Raw genomic sequence first — 25,062 nt, forward strand, 5'->3', positions numbered from 1 at the left:
GAAGATTCTGACCCTCTTTCGTTGGCCTCTCATCGTTTGTGGACGGGAATTATAGGGGATTATTCCTTAAAGATTCATTAAAATCTAAAAGGTTTCCGAAAAGTTTTCGTTTTTTCTAATTTGCTATATATGGATAACCTGTTTCATGAGCAATAGTTATTATTACACTTCCAGTATTTCCTGTTAAGGTAATATTACAATCAGCTGTCATAAGTTTTCCTGCCGGATATGGAGAGTTATAAGTAGACAAATCACCTTTGAGAGGTCTACCAAGATGATCAAATGCTATTCTTTCACTTCCGTTATCTTTACAAGAAGCAGTTAACGCAATATTTGCAATACCATAATTTCTTCCTAAGTTCACACTTGTTGTTGCTTCAGGATCATTATAGTTGATTGCACTATCCCCACCTGTTAATTTTTTTGATTTATCTTGAGGATTTGTTGCAATTTCATTTTCTAAATTTGCATTTCCATTATTGTCACTATCAGAAAATATTGTATAACTTTCTTGATTGTTTGTATTGGCAGAGTTTATAAAGCTTAACTGCCATCTACCTTTATACCATTGATTATTACTTGCATCATACTTGTCATCAACTAAAGCTAAATGTTGCGTGTAACGTAAATGCGAAACTAATTGTATTGCAGCTTCACGTACAGGATCACGTTCCATTCTTGGTAATATAACAGCTGCTAAAATACCCATAACAATGATTACAAAAATTAATTCTAACATAGTAAAAGCTTTTTTCATGCTTCTAGTATATCGTAAAAATTTGGAATTTGGAAGAAAATTAAAATTTGAAGAAAAAAAGAAAGAAGTAAAGCGAAGAGATTAAATCTCTTCTGCTTTTTGTACGTCGTAAAGGATATCGTCCATTGGATGGCGATACATTGGCATTGCAAGACGTTTTTCATCAAGTACGTGACCGATGAAACCGATTGTACGTCCAGCGATGAAGAATGCGTTTAGTGTACCAGAAGCGATAAATTCATTGATCTCTTCTTCAGGGTAACCTAATGCTCTCCACATATCTACCATTAAGATACCGATAGTACCGTCAACGTTAAGAATTAAGTTCTCTTTTTTACTTGTAGTTAGAGCTTCAACAGTTCTAGCATAGTCAAGTAATGGAGTTTTAGGGAAATTTTCCGCTGCATAATCCATTAAACCTTTAACACGAAGGTCTGGGTTTTTAAGAGATTTAATACGGTGACCGATACCTGGGATCGGAATACCTAATTTTTTCATATGGTTTAGGAATTCAGCCGGAGTTAAACCGTTATCGTCTGCATATTTGAAATGCTCTGCAGCACCGTCAATTGCACCACCGAATCTTGGACCGATTGTTAAAAGACCAGTTACAAGTGATTCAACAACTGATTTACCAGCACGTGCAGTTACTTTCGCATTGTGAGCACCAGATACTGCCGGACCGTGGTCAGCAACAGTTTTGATTACAGTTTCGATGAAATCTGTAGCCCATTTTGGATATTGTTTTTTGAACCAAAGAAGTGAAATAACATCACCGATACCTTTACCAGTACTTGGTAAAGCAACTGAAGAGATTGGGAATCCTGCGTAAGTAGCTTCTTCACCTCTATCATCAGAAATTGTACAGATGAATTGTTTTGAACGTCTAACTTTTGGTACAACATTCATTTCCGGCTCAGCGATATCTTTAATTACACCCTCAGCTTTTAATTTACCGTAAACTTCAGCAATTTTTGCCGGTAAATCATTGAAAGTTGCAGGTACATAGATACCAGCTTCAGCCATTGCTTTATTTTTAGCTTCAGCAGTTTCAGCAGCAGCATTTGCAGATGCACCAGCGTGACCGAATTGAACACCTGAATCATAATATTTAGCAATTGTACCGATACACCATGCGATGATTGGTTTAGTAATTTTTCCTGATTTAACAGCTTCGATTACTTTGTACTCTTCAGTACCACCAACTTCACCAAGAAGAATCATATATTTAACTTCTGGATTATCTTGCATACGAAGAAGGTTATCGATGAAAACAGAACCTACGAAACGGTCACCACCGATCGCAACACCTTCTGCAATACCATCAGCATTAATCGCAATAATGTTTGAAAGTTCGTTGAATAAACCACCAGAACGAGTTACAAGACCACAAGAACCTGCACGGTGAAGTTTAGAGTTTACGATATTTTCAATTGTACCACCAACGTTAGCAATTTTGAATGCACCTGGAGAGATACCACCAACTGTTGCAGGTCCGATAACGATAACACCAGCATCACGAGCAGTTTGGTTCATTTTTCTTGCTAATCTTTCAGGGATACCTTCAGCAGTAATCATGATAGATTTGAAACCACCGATTTCTAAAGCTTCCATAGTTACATCATAAGCAGTTCTGAATGATGCGAAGTTTAAAAGTACATCAGCTTGTGGCTGAGCAGCTTTTGCTTCTGCAGTAGTTTTGTAAGTTGGGATCATAACTTCGTCAGCACCCCAGAAGAACTTCTCAAATTTACCAGAAGCAGTTGGTGCTACGATAGCAGCTACTGATGGTTTTTCTCTTTTGATAGTGTAATCATAGTCTAACATTCTTTGGATAGCAGTTGAGTTGTTATTCCAAAAAATTGCTTGTGTATCTTTAGTAAATAATTGTGCCATTTCTTCTCCTTATGCCTCTACTGCCATTCTAACAATGTCAGTTACGTGAGTTTCTGGTCCGTATACATCGATCCATAAACCAAGTCTGTCTGCAGCTTCTTTAATGTCTTTTAGACCTTTTTCGTAGTTTGGTCCACCACGTCTAACGTAGATTTTAATACCAACTTCTTTCATTTTGTCTGCATAGTTTTCAAATGCTTGGATGATACCTGTAAATGTTTTTGCAACATCTGTGAAGTTTGCAATAGCACCACCGATGATTAATACTTTATCTCTACCTTGAGCATCTTTAGCTCTAGTCATAAGATCTAGTAAAGTTTCAGCATAGAATTTTGTTTCACCAGTAGTTGGACCACCAGAATATTCACCATAGTTAGCAAGGTCATCGATACCTGCCATATCAGCAATAGTATCAGCGTAAACAACTGAAGCACCACCACCAGCAACCATAGTCCAGATTCTAGCATCTGGTTTTAATAAAGTTAGTTTTAAAGATGCACCAGTTTTCGCATCAGCTTCTTCAACAGCTAATACTTCAGGAGATTTTTCTTCCATACCGAATGCAGTTGGATATTCAACATCACCCCAAGCATCTCTCATTAAGAAACCTGCAGTATCGTCAAGCTTAGCAACCATATCTAAAAGCTCAATTTTGTTTCCTTGCATTACGAATGGGTTAATTTCAAGGTATGCAAAGTTTAATTCACGGTAAGCTCTGAAGAAACCAATTGCAAATTTTGCAAAGTTCTCTTTATCTTCAGCTTTTACATCTGCAGGTACATTTGCAGCAATTTTTTCAGCTATTTCTTCTTCTGTAGCAGTAATAGGGAATGCTACTTCAGTAACTTTTTCATCCCAACCTTCTTCAACTTCCATACCACCTTCAGCTGACATATATAGAACATCGTTGTCACCAACACATGTAGCAGAGATATAGTACTCTTCAGATTGGTCATGCGGAGTAAACGGCTCAACAACAAAGTGAGTTAACATATCTACTTTTGGATCACCTGTTGGAGTGTCACCGTCAAATGAAAAGTATACAGATTGTTTGTCACCTGATTTTTCATCAATCCAAGATGCAGCTTTTGCTAAAGATACATCACCTGGTTTTTGGTCTTTAAATAAAACTAAACCGTTTTTACCACGTTTACCAAATAACATATCTGGTTTTGCAACTAGTGGTTTTTCATTTAACCAAGCTTTTTCTTTTGCAGCATCTTTTAGTTCAGCACCGTTTTGAACCATGATTGTTTCATATGCATAAGTAAAGTCTGGAAAGTACTTGTTCCAATGTTTTGCTAAAATCGACTTCGCGTCATATTCTCGTATCGCTTTTTGAGCCATAGAAACTCCCTATTTTGATATTTGGGGATGATTGTATCATAAAGTTCCTAACAATTATATTCCAGAGTAAGGTTAATTATAAAATTAGCTTATTTTTTGTGAATTTTTGTAACATATGCCCTATACACAGTATGACCACTGTAACTTATTGTTACACTATTGGGCTTATTCTTATCTATTGGAAGCTCTTTGAGAGAATATTCCCTACATTTTTCAATACCGTAAAACTTTAAGCGCTGTTGCATTTTGTAATCTGTTTTAACACATTGAATGTTACGTTTGTGTAATTCTTTGGCTAAATCTTTTGCAATATACATATTGTATGCAAAGTGTTGTTTTGGATTATCCAAAACACCATAAAGATTTTTATTAAATAGTACTAGTAATGTGTGTAAAAATAGGAATAAAAAAGATAATACAAAAATGGTTTTATATCTTTTTCTAAACATTTTGAGTCTTACTCTATATGAGTGTATAAATGTTTGTGCGGCAAGAGGAAGTGCTATCATCAAGTAAGGTGCAAAGTATTCTATATCTAGTCTTTGTCTAAATGAAAGAAGTAAAGAAAAAATAAGTGCAGTAGTTGCAATGTACCATACCTTGTCTATTTTATCTGCCAAATATTTTCTATACAAGGCATATACTAAATATACAAAGACAATAGGAGAGAAAATAGCACTGTAGACTGCAATTGTGTCTAAGAAATGCCCACTTGGAACTCCGTATATTTGTAATCGATACAAATAAGCTGATATGGCCAATAAAATTAAATTATAAACTATATTTTTGTAATCTTTAGCAAATATATTATAGATGAGAACACCTAAAAGTAGATATGCAAAACCACCATCCATAAAAGCATAGATAAGTAATAAAACATTTGTATACCTGCTAGATACTCTTTGATCCAGATAGATAAACAACAGTAAACCGAATAATACTAAAAAAGCGTGACTCAATACTAATGCAGCACTCAGTATTCCCGGCAACATCACATATAAAAGAAGTAACCAAAGTCTATCCCGTGTTCGTTGCAGGTATTTGCCAGAGATACTATAAAAAAGCAAACTGCTTATAAGATGGATAAAAATTATAGGTAAACGAAGTGTGTAATCATTACTGCCGAATTTCGAGATCAAAAAGTTGAAAAATGTACTTAAAAAACTTTGTTCTTCATAAAGTACATAGGCTTCTGCCGAAGAGATAGACAAATTGTCTATCTGAAAAAAGAGTATAGTTACATCTATTCCCAATATTAAGAATAAGATGAGTTTTGGCATCATAGTTTTAAGAAGTTTCCTATGATTTCATGTCCGTACTGACTCATTATAGATTCAGGGTGAAACTGCACCCCGTATATATCTTTATCTTTTATTTTTAGAGCCATAATCTCATTATCGTCTGTAGAATATGCTGTAGGTTCAATCACTTCTGGCAAGGTATTTTTATCTACAATCAAAGAATGGTATCTTGTTGCAATAAACTCTTCTGGTAAATCTTTAAAAATTTCACAAGAAATATGCTGTTTCATCGTTGAAGTTTTACCGTGCATCATATTTTTTGCACGTACTACATCTCCACCAAAGACCTGAGCAATACTTTGATGCCCCAAACAAATTCCAAGTATTGGAAGTTTATCTTTAAAGTGTTCTATTACCGCTAAGGTCACACCTGCTTCATCAGGTGAAGCCGGACCGGGAGAGATAATAATTTTTTCAGGGTTTAGCGCTTCGATCTCTTCAATACTCATCTCGTCATTACGGATAATTTTTAGATCAGCTCCAAGCTCACGACAATACTGAACTATATTGTATGTAAAACTGTCATAGTTATCTATCATTAAAATCATTTAGTTGTTTCCTAAATATATAATACGTATTTTAAACGTATTATACATATTCTACTATTGTTTTATAATTAAAGGATCTTTCTTTTGTAAATTATCCCCATCTCCAAGCATTAAAGCCAGCCACTTTGTCTTCTCGTTGGCATTAAAAATAATCTTAGCCATAATTGTAAGCGGAATTGAAAGAAACATTCCAACTATTCCAAGTAACCATCCCCAAAAAATTAAAGACAGAAAAACAACTAAAGTGGAAACACCCAGACCTTTACCCATCACTTTTGGCTCAACTATAGATCCTATGACAATATTTACTAGTACATATACACCTGCAACGATAGAAGCACTCATAAAGCCTAATTGTACAAGTGAGATTAGCACTGCAGGTACTGCCGCTAAGATTGAACCAATGTTTGGAATAAAATTAAGTAAAAATGCAAGAACAGCCCAAAGGAAAGGATAGTCTGTCCCTATAAGCTGTAAGGCAATATAAATTACAAAAGCGGTTGCAAAAGAGATCAAAGACTTAATAACCATATAGTGTTTAATCTTATGAAAAATCTCCTCTATATGCTCTAACGAGTCTTGAGAACTCACTTGTACTTTTCTTATAAAAGTTTCTGACTCCAACAACATAAAAGCCACTGTCAAAATGATTACAAAGCCGTTTGTAAAAAGTGAACCCACACCTTGAACCATCGAAGAGACAAATTTCATGATCTGCTTAGCATTGAGCATTTCTGAAAGAGATTCTATAGATATGCTGTAGCCGAAAGATTGTAAAAAACTTGCGATATATTCATAATATATCACTAGTTTTTCTGTGTAGTCATCTACATTTACACTGAATTGGTATACAGATGTAGAGATAAGCTTCACGACAAATAATACAACGAGTAAAAAAACTCCAAGTACTGCAATTAGAGCAAGTGATGAAGGTATTTTTTTTGATTTTAAGTATGTGAATGTCGGTGCCAATATAATTGCAATAAAAACAGAAAGTAAAAAAGGAACAATGATTGAAGAAGCATTTTTAATCCCTGCCAAAACAACAACAACACTAGCAAGTACTATAAAATAGTATCCTATCTGCTTCTCTTTCATTATTCTTCCTTTAAGTAGTTTGAATATCTTTCTGATTGGTTATTTGTTGTAGATAATTCGAGATGTTAATAAGTGAGAATGTCACTAAAAATATAAAAAGACCCGGAAAAAAGCTTACCCACCATGCAATCTCTACAACATCTTTTCCACCGCTTAAAATTGTCCCCCAGCTCATTTGAGGTGCAACAATACCAAGTCCTAAGAAACTAAGACCCGATTCTGCAAGAATGGCTCCCCCTACTCCAAATGTAAAACTCACAAAATAGATAGGGGCTAAAATCGGTGCATAATATTTTAGAAGAATTTTTAATTTTGAGACATTTGCAATGTTTAGTATTTTGATATAGCCTTGAAATCCTATCTTGAAACTCTCGGCACGTATTAGCCTTGCTGTTGTCATCCAGCCCGTAATAGAAATAATGACAATTAAGACAAAAATAGAAGCATTCATATAACTTACCAATGCTAAAAGTAAGAAGAATGTAGGAAATGTAAGAAACAGGTCAACTACCAGTACAAATGTTTTATCAACTGTACCTCTAAAATATCCTGCTAGTGAACCTAATATAAGACCAATGAAAGATGCGATTAAAGCACTGCCTACTCCTATAATTAAAGAGACTTTTCCACCTTCAATCAATCGAGCTAGAATATCACGCCCTAATCTATCCGTACCCAATACATGCATCAAAGAAGGAGCTTCCAAGATAGCTTGTGGATTCAGTTCATATGGGCTTACAGTGTAAAAAAACGAACCAAAAAAAGAGAAAAAGAATAAAATAAAGAGAATGAGGCTACTGAAAACCGGCATCTACACTACTGCTTAATTCCAAGTAGTGTTTGCATCATTTGATCAACAGTTGTTATCACTTTTGCAGCTGCACCGTAAGAAGTTTGGTATTTTATAAGATTTGTCATCTCTTCATCTATACTTACTTTCGTAATAGAGTTATATTCCAGTTCCGTCGCATTAAATTGAGTACTGATTGTTTCATTACGGCTGATTGCACTATTTGTTGTAATCCCTACATATGTAGCACTTACATCAAACATTCCGTAAATTGAACTGTTGTAGTTATCTCGACCTACAGCAAAATCATACTTTTCAAATTGCTGTTGTACCATATCTAAAGCAACTCTATTGTCACCGCTTGATGTAGAATATCCAGCTCTGATTGTCGTAGGATTATTTGCCAGATCTGCATTGATTTTGATATCACGTGCATTTTTTCCATCTAAAAATCTATGAAGACCGATAGCACCTGCAAAATTTGAACCTGATGAGAATTCATTAGTTTTTAAATTATCGGCAATTGAAAAAGTATACCCTTGCGCTTTAGATGCTGCATCTATATTTAATTCTAAACGAAGCTCACCCGTTGCTGAAGGCTGAAAATTAAACTGCATAAAATCATCTACATCGTTATTTCCGTTTAGATCTCCGTTATCATCTTTATTTTCTGTAATCTGAGCTTGTATAGAGTTTGAACCTGCTACACCGGACATTGTTGTACCGGCATCGATATTTATTGTTCTTCTTGCTACTTCGTTACCGTCAACGTCATATATAATAACATCAAAAGCACCTTCGTGAATATTCAAATTTGAACTTAGTAGTGCATCACCAACGTTAAGAGGCACAATATTCGACTGCATTGATGTTGTATTACTTTGAGCATATAAATTATTAGTGCTTTCAATCAAGCCTTTTGCAAAAGCATCAAACTGTGCTACAACCGTTTGTATAATACCGTCTGTAGGCATTCCTGTCGTATCATCTAAAGCTCTACCGCGCAGATCGAAAATAGCCCCTATTTTACCACCGTTTAATTCTTCTTCTAAAGGGATCAGTGTTCCATCTTGACGCTCATATGAGACTTCAAAAAAACCATATTCACTTTTTGTTTTATCTATACGAAGAGGGTGATAAGTGCTTCCATCTACAATATTAAAACCATTTACAGAAATAGTATAACTTCCTGTTTTCGTATTTGAATTACTATCAATTTGTATATTAGCTTCAAGCTGCCCTTGATTTACATCTGCACCGATAAGTCTTGCTAAACTTCTTTCAAGTACATTTCTTTTGTCTCTTAGATCACTTGCCTCAAATGTACCTGCAGATTCTGCAGTATCAATACTTAAATTAAGTTCAGCAATTTGTGCTGCAATTTCATTCACTTGATTGATATTGAGTTCAAGCTGACTATTCACTTCTTGTTGTAAAGCAATTATTTGGTCTTGCGTGTCTTTTATGTGGTTTGTTAACGATTCCGTTTGTTTTGCCAAAGCTATTTTAATAGCATCGTTATCCGGATTATCTGCAAATGTCTGCCACATATCGTAGTATGCTGCAAGATCGGCTTTTATACCTACACCGTCAATTTCAGGAAAATAACTTGATAATTCTTCAAGCGTTTTCATCTCAAAATCACTGTACTCTTTATCAGCTGAAACTGATGCATATCTATCAAATACAAAATTATCAAATACACGTTTTATATCTAAAACACGTACGCCGTTTCCAATTTGTCCAGATGTTGTAGAAAGAGGTATAGCAGCTTCGTTTATAACTCTTTGACGTGTATAGCCTTCCGTTTCGGCGTTAGCAATATTATGACCTGTCGTATTGATAGCTACTTGTGCTGCTGAAAGTCCCGAGTAACCTATACCTAATGTATTAAATAAATTAGCCATCTTATACTCTCACTTCCAAGATTGAAGAATCTTTTGATGCAACTTTATTATAGCCCTGCATCTCAGTCGGTACTAGTTTTTCTAGAAAATCATTATATAAATTGCTTACAATAACAACTAACTTTGCATACTCTTTATTTACTTCTCTAAGTTCAGATAATTGTTCTTTTAATTGATCTAATAACGCATGCTGTTCATCATTAAGTAGTTGAGGAAGATCGACACTTGGATTTTGTGTCATAAGCGATGAAATTTCATAATCAATCATCGCTTTTTTAGACTCAAAACTTTTTAATTTTTCATCTTTAATAGAAAGTCTTTCAAATTGGGGATCATGTTGTGCTGCTTTAATATCTTCAATATCTGATTTAGTAATTTGTATAAGATCTTTTAAATCTTCTAAAGCACTTTTTAAATGATGAGTTAACATATCTTCATCCCCTGATTTGATTCACTATTTTTTAAAGTAGTTCATCCGCCATTTTTTTAGATAACGATGATAAATCTACTTTGTACTCGCCAGAGTTTATAGACTCTTTGAGTTGTTCTACCTTACTGCTATCTTTAGCATTTTCAGTACCAACATTTTCCTTTACTTTGTTTTCTGATGCGTTTTTAGCATAAATATTCTGCGCAACAGAGCTGTTTACTCTTGAAATCATAATTTTTCCTTTGTCATCTAAACATTTTCTTAACAGCTATATCGGCAGAATTATAATTTTCTAAACTATTTATATTATTTTTTTTGCGATAAATAATCATAGAGCATCTGAGAAAAACCAAAGCTTCCTGCACTTGCCTTTGAAAGCTCTTCTCTATACATAGATTTATAGATCTTATCACCCGGATCATTTTGTGAAGAGAAGATATTGTTTTCATCTTTCATAGCATTATCCATAAGCATTTTTACCATAATCGCTTCAAATGCATCTGTTTGCTCTCTTAATGCTTTGTCTTCTACTTTCGTATTGATCTGAGGGATATCTTTGTTTTGAGTAACTAACTGTGCCTGAGCCTGTAACGCATTCAATCCGTAACTCATTAGATCACCTCCAGCTCAGCTGAAATACTGCCGACACTTTTCATTGCTTCTAAAATAGCTATGATATCTTTAGGTGTAGCACCCAATTTTTGCAGTGAACGTACTAAATTGGCAACCGTCGTCGTACCTTTTTTCGTATAAAGCTGGTTATCATTCATCCCTATAACCATATTTTTATCTACAGTCATAGAGCCTTCAGGTGCAGTAATATCATTCTCTTCAACAATTTTAATAGTAATATCCCCGTGTGTCAGCATAATAGGCTTTAACTCTATGTCAACACCAGCTACAATCGTACCAGTTCTCTCGTTGATTACAATTTTGTCTTGAGGTTTATATGCCATATCTACATTTTGAACCTCTGCAAGAAATTCAATCATTGAACGGTTTTGAGGACGTTTTAATTTTACACTTCTCGAATCGATTGCGACAGCAACTTGTGTATTAAAATGCTGATTGATCGCATTTTGAACCGATACTGCGTTTGAAAATCCGGCTTCTTTTAATGATAGTGTCGCATATTCCTGGTGAAAAAGGTCAATATTAATTTCACGCTCAACCAAACCGCCGTTAAATACAAGTCCTGTAGTTGGATGAGATTCAGAACCTGCACCTCTTTGATTCATACCACCAATACTCAGCGGTCCTTGTGCTAAAGCATAGATCTTACCGTCTACCCCTTTTAAAGGTGTCATAAGAAGTGTACCGCCTTCTAAACTTTTTGCATCACCAATCGAAGAAACCGTAACATCAAATTTATCCCCTTGTCTTGCAAAAGGTTTGAGTTTTGCAGTAACTACAACTGCGGCAACGTTTTTAGATTTAATATCTACTGGATTCATATCGATATTCATCGCCTTTAGCATGTTAGCGATAGATTGAAGGGTGAATTTTGAAGTAGTACCGTCACCTGTTTTTTTCAAACCGACTACAAGAGAATAGCCGATAATCTGGTTTTCCCTTACTCCGACGATGTTTGAAACATCAGTGATTTTAGTAGCATATAGTGATGATAAAAAAAGTATAAATGTTAGTAGTATTTTCATTCATTCCCCTAAGTTGTTAAGAAGAATGAAGCAAAGTTTATTCCAATTCGTCAGATATTAGGTAAGTTAAGCTGGTTTTCCCAAACTTTTTTGTTTTTTTTGTTGTATATATACCGATTTGTTCCGGTATTTTTAGAGCACTCATATGTTCAATTATGATCATTCTTACAACTTCTTTTGGAAGATTTTCAATAAGCTGCATAGTATTATCATAAATATCTTCCATCCCCTCTCTGTAACTAAAAGGTGGATCTATATAGATATAAGCATCTTCGTTTAGGCGTTTTAAAGAGGAAACAACTGCATTGATATTTACAAAACTGTCTCCGCCGAAAACTTCACAGCTGCTCGGATCTGTTTGTGCTATGTTCTTTTTCAAAACTCTCAAAGCATCTCTGTCTTTTTCCATGAAATAAATTTTTTTCGCTCCACGGCTGAGTGCTTCTAGTCCTATTGAACCGCTGCCGCTAAATACCTCAACAAAATTCGAGTCTATTACGTCAAACTGCAGAGTATTAAAAAATGATTCTAACACTATCGCTTTTGAACTTCTTGTTGTTGTTTTTGAAGGAAGCTCTAATATTTTTCCTTTATATTTTCCCGCTACAATTTTTTTTGTTAATTTGTTACTTTTCATAAAATGCTTTTACTGCTCTTAAAATATTTTCTTTATATTCATTTGTCAAAGATTCAATTCGTTTTTCCAAAATTGAAAAATCCAAACCATCATCTTCAAAAAATTCTTCTTTTTGCTTAGATTGTTGCTCTTTTGGGCTCATTGCTTCATATCTTTTTTCCAATGCCAAAATCAGCTGCGACTTTGAGAAAGGCTTTATGAGATCTGCTTCTTCATCATTTGCTATATAAAAACATTTGGGATCGTTTAAACACTTTGTATCCCTTATAATAATGTCACTTTTTTTGCTTGAGTCTAAATATTTNTTTATATTTTCCCGCTACAATTTTTTTTGTTAATTTGTTACTTTTCATAAAATGCTTTTACTGCTCTTAAAATATTTTCTTTATATTCATTTGTCAAAGATTCAATTCGTTTTTCCAAAATTGAAAAATCCAAACCATCATCTTCAAAAAATTCTTCTTTTTGCTTAGATTGTTGCTCTTTTGGGCTCATTGCTTCATATCTTTTTTCCAATGCCAAAATCAGCTGCGACTTTGAGAAAGGCTTTATGAGATCTGCTTCTTCATCATTTGCTATATAAAAACATTTGGGATCGTTTAAACACTTTGTATCCCTTATAATAATGTCACTTTTTTTGCTTGAGTCTAAATATTTTCCCAAAAAAAGTTCTAAAGACTTTTGTAATAACGGAGATGAACACTCAACGGCTACTCTCATAAACTATCCTTGTAAATAATACTCGATCGAATATCGTAAATCTGCATCTAAATTCTCTAGTGACAACATCCAATGCAGATATTGAGGATCGCTATGCACGATCTCCTCTATATATTTTCCATTGTATTTTCCAAAACTAAACTTTTGAAGTAACACATTTTGAAAACTGAGTTCAAACATCTGCTCTTGTGAGATACTCTCAAGAAGATAATCAAAAAGAGATTTTATCATAACTACATCTTCTAACGGCTTATATATAGGTTCATTCTCATCCGAAAGCTGTAATTCATAGCGTAAATATTGTAAGTCAAATCTATCAATATCGCTTATAATATGTTTTGCAATCCGCTTTGTATCTATAATTTGTCCCGCAATACCTACACCAAAAGGTTCCAGTAAATTACGAATAAATTCATAATCATGTACGACAACTACACTTTTATCATCTAATTCTTGTAAAAACTGGTATATTTTACTATGAAGAAAAGTCCCTTTCTCTTTAATGTGCTGATTACTTATATGATGATATGCTGAAGCCTCCGGTGTAATTTTTTTCCCTTCATTAATCAGTTCTGTAAAGTAATCTTCGCCGCTTAAAACACTAACCGCACAAATCTTATCGTCAAGTTCATTTCCTGTAGCTTTGAAATCTAAAAACACTAGCATTTTACAATCCTGATTTGCTTACATCTTACACCTATAAAAATAAAAGAAAAATAGCCTGAAAGTAAAATAGCCCCATATAATACATAGATATTATAATAATCAAACAGGATAAGATTTATGATCATAAATGCAGCAGTCAGCCATATAAGAAGCATAAACCACTTTCGCCAAAACTTGACGAGGTCTCCGTATCCGATCACATCTATATACTCTTTTTTATTTGGGCACGATAAAAGCTTGAAAGTAAACCCTGCAAAACATCTGTTAAAAATATATTTAACACTTCGAAATAAAGCAATCAAGACTGCAAAATTGAGAGTGATCAAAAACCAAAAATTAAAAAGTTCAAAAAGCGCATTCAATACCTCTTGTTCTAGGGGAACAAACCCCTGTTTTATATAAAGAACAGTCGTTATTATTAATGATAGGACTACAGCTAAAACAATACTCTCCACTATCACTCTAAAAGCCCAGAACAACCAAAGCGTAAAATAAAATTTTTTCATATTTAGGAGAACTGTCCGAGCATTGTATGATAATGTTCAAGAGTCATAAAACTTTTCTCAAATCTGTAACGGATAATAAACTCTACTACTTTGTTTTTAAACTCGATATCAACGTTTTCTGCTCTACCAAAATAGCCCAAAGAGATATTTTTGCTTTTCACCTTAGCAGTCTTGTCATATGCTATTGCCAAAACCTGTAGATAACGACCCTCTTTAATCTCACCCAAATTTTCGATCTGCAGAGAAGCCCCAGAGAGGTTAATAGCTTTAAACTCAAAAAGATCTTCAAAATTGTGTACTTTTTGGTCTATTCCAATCTCTTTGTAGAGCTCTTTTAACTTTGCAAGATTTTCTTTTCTTGCAAGTTCATAATTTGATATAGATATTTTATTTGTTAAGTTTTTTAATCGGTCTAATGCTGAACTCATATATTATTCCTTCTTTTAAAATTATACAATATAAATTTCTAAAAGGTTAATATTAGTAGCACTTGGAAGATATTAAACTATAGTATCAACTTCAAAGTGATAATAATCTTTAATATCGCTATAAAGGAAGTCTTTATATTCAGGTGAAGTAATCTCATAATTGACTTTTACAAGCTCATCGTTTAGACTCTCAATTGAATAGTCAAGTTCTGATAAATGTGGAAATTTAGGCACTATATCTTCAACCGTAGTCGTACTAAAAAAATCATCCGGATTAAAACTCATTGTATCTCCTTTTTAATAATTACATTACGCTGCACTATCTATTCCTTTGTAACAATATTCAATATAATCGGGTAAATGCTAAACGGTAAATTAATCGATTTTCAGCTATAATGAGACAATTATATAAACTATAAAAGAGCAAGATGGATTATTTAAAGATAGAAGGGATAGAGTCCCTCAAGGGCACAATAAAAATTGCAGGTGCGAAGAATGCTTCGCTTCCTCTTATTGCGATGACGATTCTCGCTAAAAACAAACTCAACATTACAAATCTTCCAGACGTTGTAGATATTAAAACTCTTTTAAAACTTTTAAGCAACCTCGGTGCGGAGTGTGAATTTAACGAACATCATGTATCTGTTGATACTGCAAAAATGCATGAAACAAGAGCAACTTATGACATAGTCAAAACTATGCGTGCTTCTATTTTAGTTCTAGGACCGACTCTAGCACGTTTTGGGCACTGTGAGGTTTCTCTTCCGGGTGGATGTGCCATTGGTCAACGTCCTATTGATCTTCATCTAAAAGCATTAGAGCAAATGGGTGCAGAGATAGACATCAAAGCCGGTTACGTAGAGACAAAAGCTCCCAACGGTCTTAAAGGATGTGAAATCATCTTTGATAAGATCACTGTTACAGGTACTGCTAATATTGTCATGGCTGCAGCTCTTGCCCACGGCGAAACAATTCTCGTAAACGCTGCTCGTGAACCTGAAGTTGTACAACTTTGTGAAATTTTAAATGCTAGCGGCGTTAAAATTGAAGGTATCGGTACATCAGTATTGAAAATTCAAGGTAGTTGCGGTGAACTTCTCGATATGCCTGATTTCTCAATTATCCCTGATAGGATTGAAGCAGGTACATATCTGTGTGCAGGTGCAATTACAAACTCTGAACTTACAATTACAGATGTTGAGCCAAAACATCTTGACGCGGTTATAGGCAAACTTGAGGAGATGGGATTTAGTTTTACAATTACACAAGACACCATAACTATCTATCCTGCAAAAGAGATCAAACCAGTTAAAGTTATTACACAAGAGTACCCTGCATTTCCAACTGATATGCAGGCACAGATTATGGCTCTTGCAACTCAGGCAAACGGAACTTCTATCATTGAAGAGAGACTTTTTGAAAATAGATTTATGCACGTAAGTGAACTTCAACGTATGGGTGCAGATATATCATTAAACGGTCATATCGCTACTGTAAACGGTAAAACAGATTTAAGTGGTACTGATGTTATGGCTACAGACTTACGAGCTTCATCGGCACTGGTACTGGCTGCTTTAATTGCCAGAGGGGAAACAAACATTCATCGTATTTATCATCTTGATCGCGGATACGATTCTTTAGAGAAAAAACTTCAAAATGCTGGAGCGAAAGTAGATAGGTTAAAAGAGTAGCGACTGTCTACTCTTCAAAAATAATCATCTCGTATGTACTTCTTTTTGTTACAAGTGCTTTATCGGGAGATACTGAACGTGCATTTTTTGCACGCTGCACTTCATGACGCAATTCTGCAATCTCTTTTTCCATCGCATCAACACCCTCTTTTAATCTCAGGATAATATCAACACCTGCAATATTAACACCCAGTTCACGTGTGAGACGTAAAATCATCTTAATCTTATCAACGTCTCTTTGTGAATAGAGTCTTATTCGACCGTCTGAACGAGAAGGGCAGATAAGATTTTCTCTTTCATACTGTCTCAGTGTTTGAGGATGAATGTCTAGCATTTTTGCAACGATACTTATTAAATAAACCGGTTCGTCATAATGGTGCATGTTTTCTCCTTAATCTATTTCGGCAACTTATCTTGCATCATTTTTACTAAGTCTTCATCTAAATCTTCAACTTTAGGTAAAACAATATTTGCTTTAAGATAAAGGTCACCGCGTTTATTCGTTTTTCTGTTCATTGCTCCCATCTCTTTTACACGGAAGCTTTGTCCATTTTTCGTGTTTTGAGGCACTTTGAGTTTGATCTCTTTTTCCAGTGTTTGAATTGAGACCTTGTCACCAAAGAGTGCTGCATGAAGAGGTACATCAAAAGTTTTTGTCAGGTCATCACCCTCTCTTGTGTATTCAGGTGAAGGAGCTACTGTGATTTTTAAAAATAGATCCCCTACTCTTCCTCTTTGAGCATGCCCTTTTCCACGAACACGCATCTTCTCACCGCTTTTTACACCTGCCGGGATTTTAATGTCAAATCTATCCCCTTGTACACTTACTGAATGGCTACCGCCTAAGATAGATACACTAAAGGGAATCGTCACACTTGTTTCTATATCAAGATTCGGTTCTTGATGGAATCCTCCACCGCCACCGAAGCCGCCGCCAAAGCCGCCGGAACTAAATCCGCCTCCGCCAAAGCCGCCGAAGCCTCCGCCGCCTGAGAACATCTGACGTAATATCTCGTCTAAATCTACATTAGAACCCTGTGCACGACTAAAGTCATGGAAGTTTTGTCCACCGAACATAGAGTCACCGAATTGGTCATACTGTGCTTTTTTTTCTTTATCGCTCAATACTTCATAAGCAGCATTTATCTCTTTAAATTTTTCTTCCGCTTCCGGAGATTTGTTTACATCCGGATGGTATTGACGCGCAAGCTTTCTATAAGCTTTTTTGATCTCTGCTTCAGTAGCATTGTCTGAAATTTCCAATGTTTCATATAATGATTTACTCATAATTTGTTATCCTGTTAATATAGTTTATAGTTTTCTTATCTAAGTTTAATTATAGCACAAGACTTGAGTCAATGTCAATCAAGGTTAAAAACATGTTTAACAATAAACCTTTAGAAGTTACATTTCTTTTTATTATACTTTTCTTCAGTTCCATACTAGCCTATAACTACTACAACACTTATAGTTTCAAACATAATCCTCTACCTCAAAGTTATCAAATTTCTATCAAAAATAAAGAAAATGAAGTTTTAAAAAACATGAAATCTCATTACGGCTTTGTTTATAAGTTTCCACTCATAGTTACTGACAAACTCCAAGGAAAACTTTATGGTGTTACGGCATACGAAAATGGTCATATTTCAATCTATCTCAACAAAAATGTTATGCAGGAAAGTTTTGACTATATTATTGATGAAGTGATCCCTCATGAATACGCTCATGCCTTACTTATGCAAAAAGGATACTTGAATGAATCTAAGCAAGGACATTCACAAAAATGGCACTCTGTTTGTATAGATTTAGGTGGCAAAGAGTGTAAACAATATGTTAATCATGAGGAGATTATAAATGGTAAATTACCTTTTAATTAACTCTGCTAATAAGGTTTAAATACTTTATTCATATGTTCATTTGATTTGTAACTTTAAGATTTTTCTATGCTATAATATTTCAAATTCCTCAAATAAAAGGGAGACGTTATGGGTTTCTTTGGAAGTTCAGACACAGATTTAAAACGTATAGAAGCATTGGAAAATACAAATAGTGCTCTACAACGTGAGAATGATGATTTAAAACATCAGATTCACCAATTACAACAACAACTTGAAAACTCTGCACCGCAAACGTGCAGCAGTGTAGCTGATACTTTAATGCAGATGCAAAATGCTCAACTCAAAGCAAATTTAGTTGATATTCAAGGGAATATGGCAGAATCAGTTACTACATCTAAAACTACTATGCAATGTGCACATGGACTTTTAACCAACATTAATGTTATCAGTGATGACACTAAAGACATTGTTAAAAAACTGCATGCTTTAAATGAAGTATCTTCAAATTCGCTTCATACTGTTTCCGGACTTGCAGAACGTACAAATGACATAACAAGCATATTAGAACTTATTAAAGATATTTCAGACCAAACAAACTTATTGGCATTAAATGCTGCCATAGAAGCTGCACGTGCCGGTGAACACGGACGCGGCTTTGCCGTTGTTGCCGATGAAGTTCGTAAACTTGCTGATCGTACAGATAAAGCTGTAAGTGAGATCAATATCTCTCTTCAAACTATGAAACAAGACGTAGACAGTATCTCAGAACAATCAGGACAGATTCAAGAAGAAGTTGACAACGCTAGTAACTTTATTTCCGAAGTAGACAACAAGCTTCAAGAAAATATGGACGAGATGAAAAATGCATTTAAAGATATCAACTATACTACAGATCGTGTCTTTATGTCTTTGGCAAAACTTGACCATGTATTATGGAAAGTGAACACTTATCTCTCAGCCGTTACTCAAAAAGAGCAGTTTGCATTTGTTGACCATCACAACTGTAGACTAGGAAAATGGTACTATGAAGGTGAAGGTAAAGAAGCATTCTCACATACATCTCACTACTCACAACTTGAAGCCCCACATGCAATAGTACATAACGGTACTCACAAAGTATTTGATCTGATTAAAGATGAAAGTATTGATTTACAAGCGTTAAAAGCAGCGTTTGAAGAGATGGAAAAAGGAAGTGATTCCGTATTTAACATCTTAGATACGATTTTACATGATAAAGATTAAAATAGAAGAATAAGATAAAACCAAAAGGTTTTATCTTGGAGAGTTTTTAGTGTAAGAAGTGACGAACTTCTGAGAAGTAAAGGCTCATACCAAATTCATTAGCAGCTTCAATAATCTCCTCATCACGAATAGAACCGCCCGGTTCAATTACATTTTTAACACCAGCTGCAGCTGCAGCATCAATAGAGTCACGGAACGGGAAGAATGCTTCAGATGCCAATGCACATCCGCTTACATCAAGACCCATCTCTTTAGCTTTTTTCAGTGCACATTGAGCAGCGTCAACACGAGAAGTCATACCCATACCAACAGCAACCATTGCAGCATCTTTTACATATACTACACAGTTAGATTTTGTAAGTGAAGCAACTTTGTAAGCTATCTCAAGGTCTTTCATCTCTTCTGCAGTTGCAGCATTTTTAGACATAAGTTTTGCATTTTTAACTTCGTCATCGTTAACTTTGTCTGCATCTTGGTATACAAAACCGCCGTCAACGTGTTTGAAGTCTTTTTTGTCATTTGCAAGAACTAATCTGTCTGAACCCATCTCGAAAAGTTTGATACGTTTTTTAGCAGCAAATACTTCTTGAGCTTCTTCAGTGATGCGACCAGCAATGATAACTTCTAAAAAGATTTCATTCATTTTCTCAGCTAACTCTTTTGTTACAACACCGTTTACAGCTACAACACCGCCGAATGCTGAAACAGGATCACATTTAAGAGCCTCAACATATGCGTCTACAAGATTGTCACGGATTGCAAAACCACATGGGTTACCGTGTTTAGTGATACATACAGCATTCTCTTCACCGAAAGCAGAAGCGATTTTAACAGCACCGCTTAAGTCGTTTAGGTTATTGAAGCTTGCCTCACCTTTAAGTGTTTTGAAATTGTTTGAGAAATGTTTGTCAAACTCGTAAAGAGCTCCCGCTTGGTGAGGGTTTTCACCGTAACGAGTATCCATAACTTTTTCACCAACGATGAATTGTTTCTCACCGAAACCACCGTTGAATCTTTCATTCATGTAGTTTGCGATCATAGAATCATACGCAGCTGTATGCTCATATGCTTTGATCATGAAACCGCGACGGAAATCTTTTGTATTTTTTTCGTTTTCGATTGCATCGATTACTACAGAGTAATCTTCAACATTTGTAACGATTAATACAGAATCAAAGTTTTTCGCAGCAGAACGAACCATTGCTGGTCCACCGATGTCAATATTTTCGATAATATCATCGAAATCATCAGTTCTCTCTATTGTAGCTTTGAATGGGTAAAGGTTTACACACACTAAGTCAATCGGCTCAACACCAAGTTCTTTTGCTTGATCTAAGTGAGATTGTTTATCACGTCTATGTAAAATCCCACCGTGAACGTATGGATTTAATGTTTTAACACGCCCTTCGAAACACTCAGGGAATTTTGTGATCTCATCGATCTCGATAGCAGCCACACCGCTTTCTTGTAAAAGTTTGAAAGTACCACCTGTAGAGATTATCTCATATCCGTTTTTTACTAACGACTTACAAAAATCAACTACTCCAGTTTTGTCACTTACACTTACTAATGCTCTTTTCATAACTTACCTTGAAAAAAAATATAATGGAATTTTATCAAAACTTATATTATGATTTGATGAAGCGGAAACAATCTGCTAAAATACTCTATTATATACTTGCATTGAGGTTTATATGAGTCAAAATATAGCAATTTTATGTTCCGGCGGTGATGTGTCTGGGATGAATCCGGCACTGAAACACTTTGTCGAAGCATCTTTCAAACAAGGTTTAACGCCCTACTTCATTTATGACGGTTATGAAGGTTTAATAGACAACAATATCGAAAAAGCAACCTATGCGGATGTAGCAGGGATCATTACAAAGGGCGGCACAACCATAGGGAGTGCAAGAAGCGATCGCTTTTTAGAAAAAAAATATAGAAAAATAGCAAAGAAAAACCTCGATAAACATAAGATAGAGATGCTGATTGTTCTCGGAGGTGACGGTTCATTCCGTGGATTAGACATTTTCTATAAAGAACACGGTGTAAAATTTTGCGGTATCCCATCTACAATCGATAATGATATTCACGGCACTGAATACTCTTTAGGAGTTGATACAGCTTTAAATATGATTAGGACAGCTATTGATGCGATCAGAGACACTGCGGCTTCATTCAAACGTGCATTTGTTATTGAAACAATGGGAAGAGACTGTGGTTATTTGGCATTAGTTTCACACATAACTTCAGGAAGTGAACTCTGTTTGATACCTGAAGTACCGTATAACTTAGAGCTTTATGTAGATGAGTTTAAAAAACAACTTATGCACGGAAGAAGATACTTTTTGACTATTATTGCTGAGGGAATCAAACAAGATGCGCAAGAGATTGCCGACTGGTTTGAAAAAGAGATTGGGATAGAGACTCGTACCATCGTTCTTGGTCATATTCAGCGTGGAGGTAATCCAAGTTCTCATGATCGTTTAATGGCCTATAAATTTATACATTATGCAATAGATGCATTAATGTCTGGAAAAGAAGAATCAATCGTCTGCTATGACAAAACAGGATTTAATCTAAAAAGTATAGATTATGTTACAGGACATAAAAAAGAACTTGATCCAGAACTATTACAATGTTTGTCGTAGTGTAAGCAAATCGCTTACACTGCACCCATTAGCTGCTTAGAACTTTCACCGATAAGTTCACACATCTCTTCATAAGTTTTCTTTGCATCAGTTGTATCACTGCCTACAACCTCATCATAAACAGCTTCAATTTTTTCTTCAGCGTCCAGTTTTTTCAAATCACCTTTGTCAAGATCAAGTAATTCTAGGATCTCATTCCATACAGAACTTTCATCTAGAACATATGCAGTAAATGTAACTCCGTCATATTCAAACGTACCGTTTCCTTCTAAGTCTGTTACATATAAAACATAAATACCCTCAGGAGTAAAAAATTCTTTATATTTTTCGTACATTGGTTTGAAATCGTTAAAACTTTCAAGTTCACAAGTAAGAAATTTCATTTTTTCATCATCACATACCATGATTACTTGTCTTGCTTGAATTTTCGGAGGTAGTTTTCTATCAGGTGAAATCTGTTTTCCTTGCTCAACGATTAAGGCACCGCGGTATCCTTCTAAACTTCCAACAGCACCTGTATATGACGGTTGCCATGCTAACTCATTTTCTTTGATAAAATCTAATACTTTAGACATTGTAATCCTTTTTTTTTCAAAACGAATTACATTTAGTGTTCCCTAGCGACCGATTGCTAAAAGATAAAGAATATTGTTCTTTGTTTGCAGGAACTCTTTACACTCATCATCATAATATGCACCTATTCCACTACATCCTATTCCCATAAGTTCTGAACGAATATAGATTATGTGAGCAAGAAAACCACTTAAAATATTAACTTTTTGATACTTTTTAGCCTCATTGGAAGTAAAGAAAAAAGTAACACCGCTTTGCCCTCCAAGATTTTGCTCCAGTGCCAGATAGCGTGATTTACTTCTAAAATCCCCCTCTTCCAAAAGTTCACCGTTTTTATAAAGTCCCTGTGACATATTTGTAACCAGATTAGCCGTGTAATAGATATCGATCGCGTGTTCTTTGGCAAACTGGAAAAGTCCGCCCATAATAAACCAGAATTCTTCATCACTCATCGGCTGTGCACGAAATGCTCTGATAGAACGGCGATTTACAATAGCCTGACGCAATTGCTCTTTAGGGATATTTTCAAAAAAGTTAGGCGGATTGAAGTTTGGCTCTTCATACACAGCACTTTGTTTGTATGCATCTTCAATAAACCTATTTGTTTCAAGGTAATCGCATCCACTTACAAAAGGCAATCCTTGTCTGAGTTTGTCTATACTCGTCTCACTTGCTTCGGAACTACGGACACTGCACATAAACATCTCGTCATCTCTAAAACCGAATACTTCATTGAGAGAAAGCTTGTCAAAATCAAAAACAAATTCGTTTTCCCTACCCATTAATGACAATGCCGTGTATATTGCTCCCAACTGATGTCCTACATCAAGCAGTATGTAGCGTATTGCTCTATCGTTATATTTCCAAGAACTGCGGAAGTAGACACTAGATATTAGAAACACCAAGCCTTTTTGTTTGAGGGAGTCTTTAAAATAATGCTCTACACCGTCACGCCCAATTTCTTGTAAAAGTGTTAGTGATGCACGGTGGGGTTCATAATGATATATACCGTCAAGTAAACCTTTTATTCCACGTACTTGGATATAAACCTCAAAAGGGAAAAGCCCTCCTGCACTCGGAACCGATCTTAGATGATACACGCCGTCAGGATAAGACTTTTCAAAAGTGATACCCCCTATGAGATTAAGGTCTGTTAATTCTTCATACTCTTCTATTTTAAAACGTTGATTGAAATGAGGATAGAGTTTGTGGTTAGTCGGCTGCGACTGCCAGTCTAAAAAGTGGGCATTTTTTCTAACGCTCATGTAAGAATGTTTTGTTTGTTGGTGAAAAATCGGCATCTTTACTTTACGTACCTTTTTGTTAATCTGCAAAAGTCATAAAAATCGCTTAACATCAAATAGCGGATCTCTATATCTTCAAATTTTTTTACTAATGGTGCGTTGCCTTCTCTGTATAATCGTACATCGTTTTGGAACTCTTTCGGAAATTCCAGCTTTTCTTCTTTTAAAGCTGAAAAGCACTCTAAAAAATCAAAAAAAAGCTTTGTGATTTTTTTCTCTTTTTCATGAGACTTGTTTGAAAGAAAGTCTATTGTTTCTTCAAATGTCTCACATATTTGCAACAAACACTCAGTCATAATTTACTCTTTATTTTATACTATTTAAAGAGTATATGCATGAATTATACCTGTCTACAACTTTTGCATCTCTATAAATAAAAAGTGACTATTAGATACCGCTTCTATATTAAGGTTTGCCTCATCGACACATTCACAGGCATCGTGAGCTTTTAAAGTAACACCATTAAGAACTGCTTCACCCTCGATCATAGTAAAATACACCTGTCTCTCAGGCTTCAAGTCAAAGTTCAAACTTTCCCCAGCATCCAATTCACTTACATAAAAGTTGACATCCTGATACAGTTTTATCGGTGCATCGGAGTTTTGAGAGGAAACAATATTTAGTAGTTTGTTTTTTCTCTCCTGCTCTGTAAATTTATGGGAACCGTACAAAACAGGCAGATTTTTTTGCGGAGGAAAGATCCAAATCTGCAATAGTGTCAGAGCTTTACTTGGATGATTATTGTACTCCGAATGGTATACACCTGTCCCGGCACTCATATACTGTACTTCACCGCGGGTCAAAATCTCTTCATTGCCCATGGAGTCTTTATGTGTCAGCTCCCCGTCAATGATATAGGTAACAATCTCCATATCACGGTGGGGATGCATATCAAACCCGCTTTGAGGTTTGATCAGATCATCATTTAAAACCCGAAGTACCCCAAAGTTTACATTACTATGATTGACATACTCGGCAAAAGAGAAATGAAACCTGCTTTGCAGCCAATCTTTATCGGAGAAGAATAACTCCTCCTTAGCTATTTTTCTAAGCATAATTTCTCCCTTCTTTTTC

At 35.2% G+C, this 25,062-nt stretch carries 30 protein-coding genes; 4 read left to right on the plus strand and 26 right to left on the minus strand.

Features of this window, described 5'->3' with window-relative positions:
* Positions 1-115: 115 nt before the first annotated feature.
* From P6N22_RS09355 to P6N22_RS09445, 19 genes are all read right to left on the minus strand, one after another.
* Complete coding sequence (locus tag P6N22_RS09355) at positions 116-757, minus strand: type II secretion system protein (RefSeq protein ID WP_280332349.1); 642 nt, start codon at positions 755-757, stop codon at positions 116-118.
* An 81-nt stretch (positions 758-838) separates the two neighbouring features.
* Entirely contained in the window at positions 839-2,653 is a 1,815-nt protein-coding gene (locus tag P6N22_RS09360) for a citrate/2-methylcitrate synthase (protein WP_280332351.1), read from the minus strand.
* 9 nt (positions 2,654-2,662) lie between these two features.
* A complete protein-coding gene (locus P6N22_RS09365) occupies positions 2,663-4,000 on the minus strand; it encodes an ATP citrate lyase citrate-binding domain-containing protein (RefSeq protein ID WP_280332353.1) in 1,338 nt (445 codons plus the stop codon).
* A gap of 89 nt (positions 4,001-4,089) precedes the next feature.
* Positions 4,090-5,283, minus strand: a complete 1,194-nt coding sequence (locus P6N22_RS09370; protein ID WP_280332355.1) for a hypothetical protein — start codon at positions 5,281-5,283, stop codon at positions 4,090-4,092.
* Positions 5,280-5,849: an aminodeoxychorismate/anthranilate synthase component II gene (locus P6N22_RS09375; RefSeq protein ID WP_280332357.1), complete on the minus strand. Its 570-nt coding sequence runs from the start codon at positions 5,847-5,849 to the stop codon at positions 5,280-5,282. Before P6N22_RS09375 ends, P6N22_RS09370 begins: the two co-directional genes overlap by 4 nt.
* A gap of 54 nt (positions 5,850-5,903) precedes the next feature.
* Positions 5,904-6,947, minus strand: coding sequence for an AI-2E family transporter (locus tag P6N22_RS09380; protein WP_280332359.1), 1,044 nt, complete (start codon positions 6,945-6,947; stop codon positions 5,904-5,906).
* A 10-nt stretch (positions 6,948-6,957) separates the two neighbouring features.
* The gene (locus tag P6N22_RS09385) at positions 6,958-7,758 is read right to left on the minus strand and encodes an ABC transporter permease (RefSeq protein WP_280332360.1); all 801 of its coding nucleotides are present in this window, start codon (positions 7,756-7,758) and stop codon (positions 6,958-6,960) included.
* Between the two features lie 5 nt (positions 7,759-7,763).
* A complete protein-coding gene (gene flgK, locus P6N22_RS09390) occupies positions 7,764-9,644 on the minus strand; it encodes a flagellar hook-associated protein FlgK (RefSeq protein WP_280332362.1) in 1,881 nt (626 codons plus the stop codon).
* Between the two features lies 1 nt (position 9,645).
* Positions 9,646-10,074, minus strand: a complete 429-nt coding sequence (locus P6N22_RS09395) for a hypothetical protein (protein ID WP_280332363.1) — start codon at positions 10,072-10,074, stop codon at positions 9,646-9,648.
* Between the two features lie 31 nt (positions 10,075-10,105).
* The gene (locus P6N22_RS09400) at positions 10,106-10,306 is read right to left on the minus strand and encodes a flagellar biosynthesis anti-sigma factor FlgM (protein WP_280332365.1); all 201 of its coding nucleotides are present in this window, start codon (positions 10,304-10,306) and stop codon (positions 10,106-10,108) included.
* Between the two features lie 74 nt (positions 10,307-10,380).
* On the minus strand, positions 10,381-10,686 hold the full coding sequence (locus P6N22_RS09405) for a rod-binding protein (protein WP_280332367.1): 306 nt from the start codon (positions 10,684-10,686) through the stop codon (positions 10,381-10,383).
* A complete protein-coding gene (locus P6N22_RS09410) occupies positions 10,686-11,732 on the minus strand; it encodes a flagellar basal body P-ring protein FlgI (RefSeq protein WP_280332369.1) in 1,047 nt (348 codons plus the stop codon). The genes P6N22_RS09405 and P6N22_RS09410 overlap by 1 nt, the downstream gene beginning before the upstream one ends.
* A gap of 37 nt (positions 11,733-11,769) precedes the next feature.
* Positions 11,770-12,369 carry a 16S rRNA (guanine(966)-N(2))-methyltransferase RsmD gene (gene rsmD / locus P6N22_RS09415; RefSeq protein ID WP_280332370.1) on the minus strand — a complete coding sequence of 200 codons (600 nt, stop codon included), beginning with the start codon at positions 12,367-12,369 and terminating at the stop codon, positions 11,770-11,772.
* Entirely contained in the window at positions 12,359-12,532 is a 174-nt protein-coding gene (locus tag P6N22_RS09420) for a hypothetical protein (RefSeq protein WP_280332372.1), read from the minus strand. The genes rsmD and P6N22_RS09420 overlap by 11 nt, the downstream gene beginning before the upstream one ends.
* A gap of 179 nt (positions 12,533-12,711) precedes the next feature.
* Positions 12,712-13,089 (minus strand): hypothetical protein, encoded by a 378-nt coding sequence (locus P6N22_RS09425; RefSeq protein ID WP_280332373.1) that lies wholly within the window; start codon positions 13,087-13,089, stop codon positions 12,712-12,714.
* Positions 13,090-13,092: 3 nt separating this feature from the next.
* Positions 13,093-13,755, minus strand: a complete 663-nt coding sequence (locus tag P6N22_RS09430) for an exonuclease domain-containing protein (protein ID WP_280332376.1) — start codon at positions 13,753-13,755, stop codon at positions 13,093-13,095.
* Positions 13,749-14,261, minus strand: coding sequence for a hypothetical protein (locus P6N22_RS09435; RefSeq protein ID WP_280332379.1), 513 nt, complete (start codon positions 14,259-14,261; stop codon positions 13,749-13,751). The genes P6N22_RS09430 and P6N22_RS09435 overlap by 7 nt, the downstream gene beginning before the upstream one ends.
* A gap of 2 nt (positions 14,262-14,263) precedes the next feature.
* The gene (locus P6N22_RS09440; protein ID WP_280332380.1) at positions 14,264-14,689 is read right to left on the minus strand and encodes a hypothetical protein; all 426 of its coding nucleotides are present in this window, start codon (positions 14,687-14,689) and stop codon (positions 14,264-14,266) included.
* 72 nt (positions 14,690-14,761) lie between these two features.
* Positions 14,762-14,974: a hypothetical protein gene (locus P6N22_RS09445; protein ID WP_280332382.1), complete on the minus strand. Its 213-nt coding sequence runs from the start codon at positions 14,972-14,974 to the stop codon at positions 14,762-14,764.
* 143 nt (positions 14,975-15,117) lie between these two features.
* Between P6N22_RS09445 and murA the strand changes: the two genes are divergently transcribed.
* Positions 15,118-16,380 carry a UDP-N-acetylglucosamine 1-carboxyvinyltransferase gene (murA, locus tag P6N22_RS09450; RefSeq protein WP_280332384.1) on the plus strand — a complete coding sequence of 421 codons (1,263 nt, stop codon included), beginning with the start codon at positions 15,118-15,120 and terminating at the stop codon, positions 16,378-16,380.
* Positions 16,381-16,387: 7 nt separating this feature from the next.
* Here murA and P6N22_RS09455 read toward each other — a convergent pair whose 3' ends face one another.
* On the minus strand, positions 16,388-16,762 hold the full coding sequence (locus tag P6N22_RS09455; protein WP_280332386.1) for a helix-turn-helix transcriptional regulator: 375 nt from the start codon (positions 16,760-16,762) through the stop codon (positions 16,388-16,390).
* A 14-nt stretch (positions 16,763-16,776) separates the two neighbouring features.
* A complete protein-coding gene (locus P6N22_RS09460; RefSeq protein WP_280332388.1) occupies positions 16,777-17,667 on the minus strand; it encodes a DnaJ C-terminal domain-containing protein in 891 nt (296 codons plus the stop codon).
* Between the two features lie 92 nt (positions 17,668-17,759).
* On the opposite strand from P6N22_RS09460, the gene P6N22_RS09465 reads away from it, so the two are divergent.
* Positions 17,760-18,257, plus strand: a complete 498-nt coding sequence (locus P6N22_RS09465) for a SprT-like domain-containing protein (RefSeq protein WP_280332390.1) — start codon at positions 17,760-17,762, stop codon at positions 18,255-18,257.
* A 108-nt stretch (positions 18,258-18,365) separates the two neighbouring features.
* Positions 18,366-19,460: a methyl-accepting chemotaxis protein gene (locus tag P6N22_RS09470; protein WP_280332394.1), complete on the plus strand. Its 1,095-nt coding sequence runs from the start codon at positions 18,366-18,368 to the stop codon at positions 19,458-19,460.
* Between the two features lie 46 nt (positions 19,461-19,506).
* Here the strand turns inward: P6N22_RS09470 and purH are convergent, their stop codons facing one another.
* On the minus strand, positions 19,507-21,042 hold the full coding sequence (purH, locus tag P6N22_RS09475; protein ID WP_280332395.1) for a bifunctional phosphoribosylaminoimidazolecarboxamide formyltransferase/IMP cyclohydrolase: 1,536 nt from the start codon (positions 21,040-21,042) through the stop codon (positions 19,507-19,509).
* Positions 21,043-21,154: 112 nt separating this feature from the next.
* On the opposite strand from purH, the gene P6N22_RS09480 reads away from it, so the two are divergent.
* Positions 21,155-22,111, plus strand: coding sequence for a 6-phosphofructokinase (locus tag P6N22_RS09480; RefSeq protein ID WP_280332396.1), 957 nt, complete (start codon positions 21,155-21,157; stop codon positions 22,109-22,111).
* A gap of 14 nt (positions 22,112-22,125) precedes the next feature.
* On the opposite strand, the gene P6N22_RS09485 is transcribed toward P6N22_RS09480, so the two are convergent.
* From P6N22_RS09485 to P6N22_RS09500, 4 genes are read right to left on the minus strand one after another with little or no spacing between them, the layout of a single operon-like run.
* A complete protein-coding gene (locus tag P6N22_RS09485; RefSeq protein WP_280332397.1) occupies positions 22,126-22,686 on the minus strand; it encodes a hypothetical protein in 561 nt (186 codons plus the stop codon).
* A gap of 42 nt (positions 22,687-22,728) precedes the next feature.
* Positions 22,729-23,985 (minus strand): SagB family peptide dehydrogenase, encoded by a 1,257-nt coding sequence (locus tag P6N22_RS09490; RefSeq protein ID WP_280332398.1) that lies wholly within the window; start codon positions 23,983-23,985, stop codon positions 22,729-22,731.
* 2 nt (positions 23,986-23,987) lie between these two features.
* Positions 23,988-24,284 carry a hypothetical protein gene (locus tag P6N22_RS09495; RefSeq protein ID WP_280332399.1) on the minus strand — a complete coding sequence of 99 codons (297 nt, stop codon included), beginning with the start codon at positions 24,282-24,284 and terminating at the stop codon, positions 23,988-23,990.
* A 54-nt stretch (positions 24,285-24,338) separates the two neighbouring features.
* A complete protein-coding gene (locus P6N22_RS09500) occupies positions 24,339-25,043 on the minus strand; it encodes a pirin family protein (protein WP_280332400.1) in 705 nt (234 codons plus the stop codon).
* Between the last annotated feature and the right edge of the window lie 19 nt (positions 25,044-25,062).

This window comes from Sulfurimonas sp. C5 (assembly GCF_029872055.1).
Taxonomy (GTDB): domain Bacteria; phylum Campylobacterota; class Campylobacteria; order Campylobacterales; family Sulfurimonadaceae; genus Sulfurimonas.

What these genes read in the sequence shown, in the direction of transcription:
- P6N22_RS09395 (WP_280332363.1), bottom strand. Translation starts at nt 10,074, where the DNA reads ATGTTAACTCATCATTTAAAAAGTGCTTTAGAAGATTTAAAAGATCTT.
- P6N22_RS09425 (WP_280332373.1), bottom strand. Translation starts at nt 13,089, where the DNA reads ATGAGAGTAGCCGTTGAGTGTTCATCTCCGTTATTACAAAAGTCTTTA.
- P6N22_RS09365 (WP_280332353.1), bottom strand. Translation starts at nt 4,000, where the DNA reads ATGGCTCAAAAAGCGATACGAGAATATGACGCGAAGTCGATTTTAGCA.
- rsmD (WP_280332370.1), bottom strand. Translation starts at nt 12,369, where the DNA reads ATGAAAAGTAACAAATTAACAAAAAAAATTGTAGCGGGAAAATATAAA.
- P6N22_RS09430 (WP_280332376.1), bottom strand. Translation starts at nt 13,755, where the DNA reads ATGCTAGTGTTTTTAGATTTCAAAGCTACAGGAAATGAACTTGACGAT.
- P6N22_RS09500 (WP_280332400.1), bottom strand. Translation starts at nt 25,043, where the DNA reads ATGCTTAGAAAAATAGCTAAGGAGGAGTTATTCTTCTCCGATAAAGAT.
- P6N22_RS09490 (WP_280332398.1), bottom strand. Translation starts at nt 23,985, where the DNA reads ATGCCGATTTTTCACCAACAAACAAAACATTCTTACATGAGCGTTAGA.
- P6N22_RS09440 (WP_280332380.1), bottom strand. Translation starts at nt 14,689, where the DNA reads ATGAGTTCAGCATTAGACCGATTAAAAAACTTAACAAATAAAATATCT.
- P6N22_RS09470 (WP_280332394.1), top strand. Translation starts at nt 18,366, where the DNA reads ATGGGTTTCTTTGGAAGTTCAGACACAGATTTAAAACGTATAGAAGCA.
- purH (WP_280332395.1), bottom strand. Translation starts at nt 21,042, where the DNA reads ATGAAAAGAGCATTAGTAAGTGTAAGTGACAAAACTGGAGTAGTTGAT.
- P6N22_RS09410 (WP_280332369.1), bottom strand. Translation starts at nt 11,732, where the DNA reads ATGAAAATACTACTAACATTTATACTTTTTTTATCATCACTATATGCT.
- P6N22_RS09355 (WP_280332349.1), bottom strand. Translation starts at nt 757, where the DNA reads ATGAAAAAAGCTTTTACTATGTTAGAATTAATTTTTGTAATCATTGTT.
- murA (WP_280332384.1), top strand. Translation starts at nt 15,118, where the DNA reads ATGGATTATTTAAAGATAGAAGGGATAGAGTCCCTCAAGGGCACAATA.
- P6N22_RS09495 (WP_280332399.1), bottom strand. Translation starts at nt 24,284, where the DNA reads ATGACTGAGTGTTTGTTGCAAATATGTGAGACATTTGAAGAAACAATA.
- P6N22_RS09445 (WP_280332382.1), bottom strand. Translation starts at nt 14,974, where the DNA reads ATGAGTTTTAATCCGGATGATTTTTTTAGTACGACTACGGTTGAAGAT.
- flgK (WP_280332362.1), bottom strand. Translation starts at nt 9,644, where the DNA reads ATGGCTAATTTATTTAATACATTAGGTATAGGTTACTCGGGACTTTCA.
- P6N22_RS09380 (WP_280332359.1), bottom strand. Translation starts at nt 6,947, where the DNA reads ATGAAAGAGAAGCAGATAGGATACTATTTTATAGTACTTGCTAGTGTT.
- P6N22_RS09460 (WP_280332388.1), bottom strand. Translation starts at nt 17,667, where the DNA reads ATGAGTAAATCATTATATGAAACATTGGAAATTTCAGACAATGCTACT.
- P6N22_RS09465 (WP_280332390.1), top strand. Translation starts at nt 17,760, where the DNA reads ATGTTTAACAATAAACCTTTAGAAGTTACATTTCTTTTTATTATACTT.
- P6N22_RS09485 (WP_280332397.1), bottom strand. Translation starts at nt 22,686, where the DNA reads ATGTCTAAAGTATTAGATTTTATCAAAGAAAATGAGTTAGCATGGCAA.
- P6N22_RS09435 (WP_280332379.1), bottom strand. Translation starts at nt 14,261, where the DNA reads ATGAAAAAATTTTATTTTACGCTTTGGTTGTTCTGGGCTTTTAGAGTG.
- P6N22_RS09405 (WP_280332367.1), bottom strand. Translation starts at nt 10,686, where the DNA reads ATGAGTTACGGATTGAATGCGTTACAGGCTCAGGCACAGTTAGTTACT.
- P6N22_RS09400 (WP_280332365.1), bottom strand. Translation starts at nt 10,306, where the DNA reads ATGATTTCAAGAGTAAACAGCTCTGTTGCGCAGAATATTTATGCTAAA.
- P6N22_RS09370 (WP_280332355.1), bottom strand. Translation starts at nt 5,283, where the DNA reads ATGATGCCAAAACTCATCTTATTCTTAATATTGGGAATAGATGTAACT.
- P6N22_RS09385 (WP_280332360.1), bottom strand. Translation starts at nt 7,758, where the DNA reads ATGCCGGTTTTCAGTAGCCTCATTCTCTTTATTTTATTCTTTTTCTCT.
- P6N22_RS09375 (WP_280332357.1), bottom strand. Translation starts at nt 5,849, where the DNA reads ATGATTTTAATGATAGATAACTATGACAGTTTTACATACAATATAGTT.
- P6N22_RS09455 (WP_280332386.1), bottom strand. Translation starts at nt 16,762, where the DNA reads ATGCACCATTATGACGAACCGGTTTATTTAATAAGTATCGTTGCAAAA.
- P6N22_RS09480 (WP_280332396.1), top strand. Translation starts at nt 21,155, where the DNA reads ATGAGTCAAAATATAGCAATTTTATGTTCCGGCGGTGATGTGTCTGGG.
- P6N22_RS09360 (WP_280332351.1), bottom strand. Translation starts at nt 2,653, where the DNA reads ATGGCACAATTATTTACTAAAGATACACAAGCAATTTTTTGGAATAAC.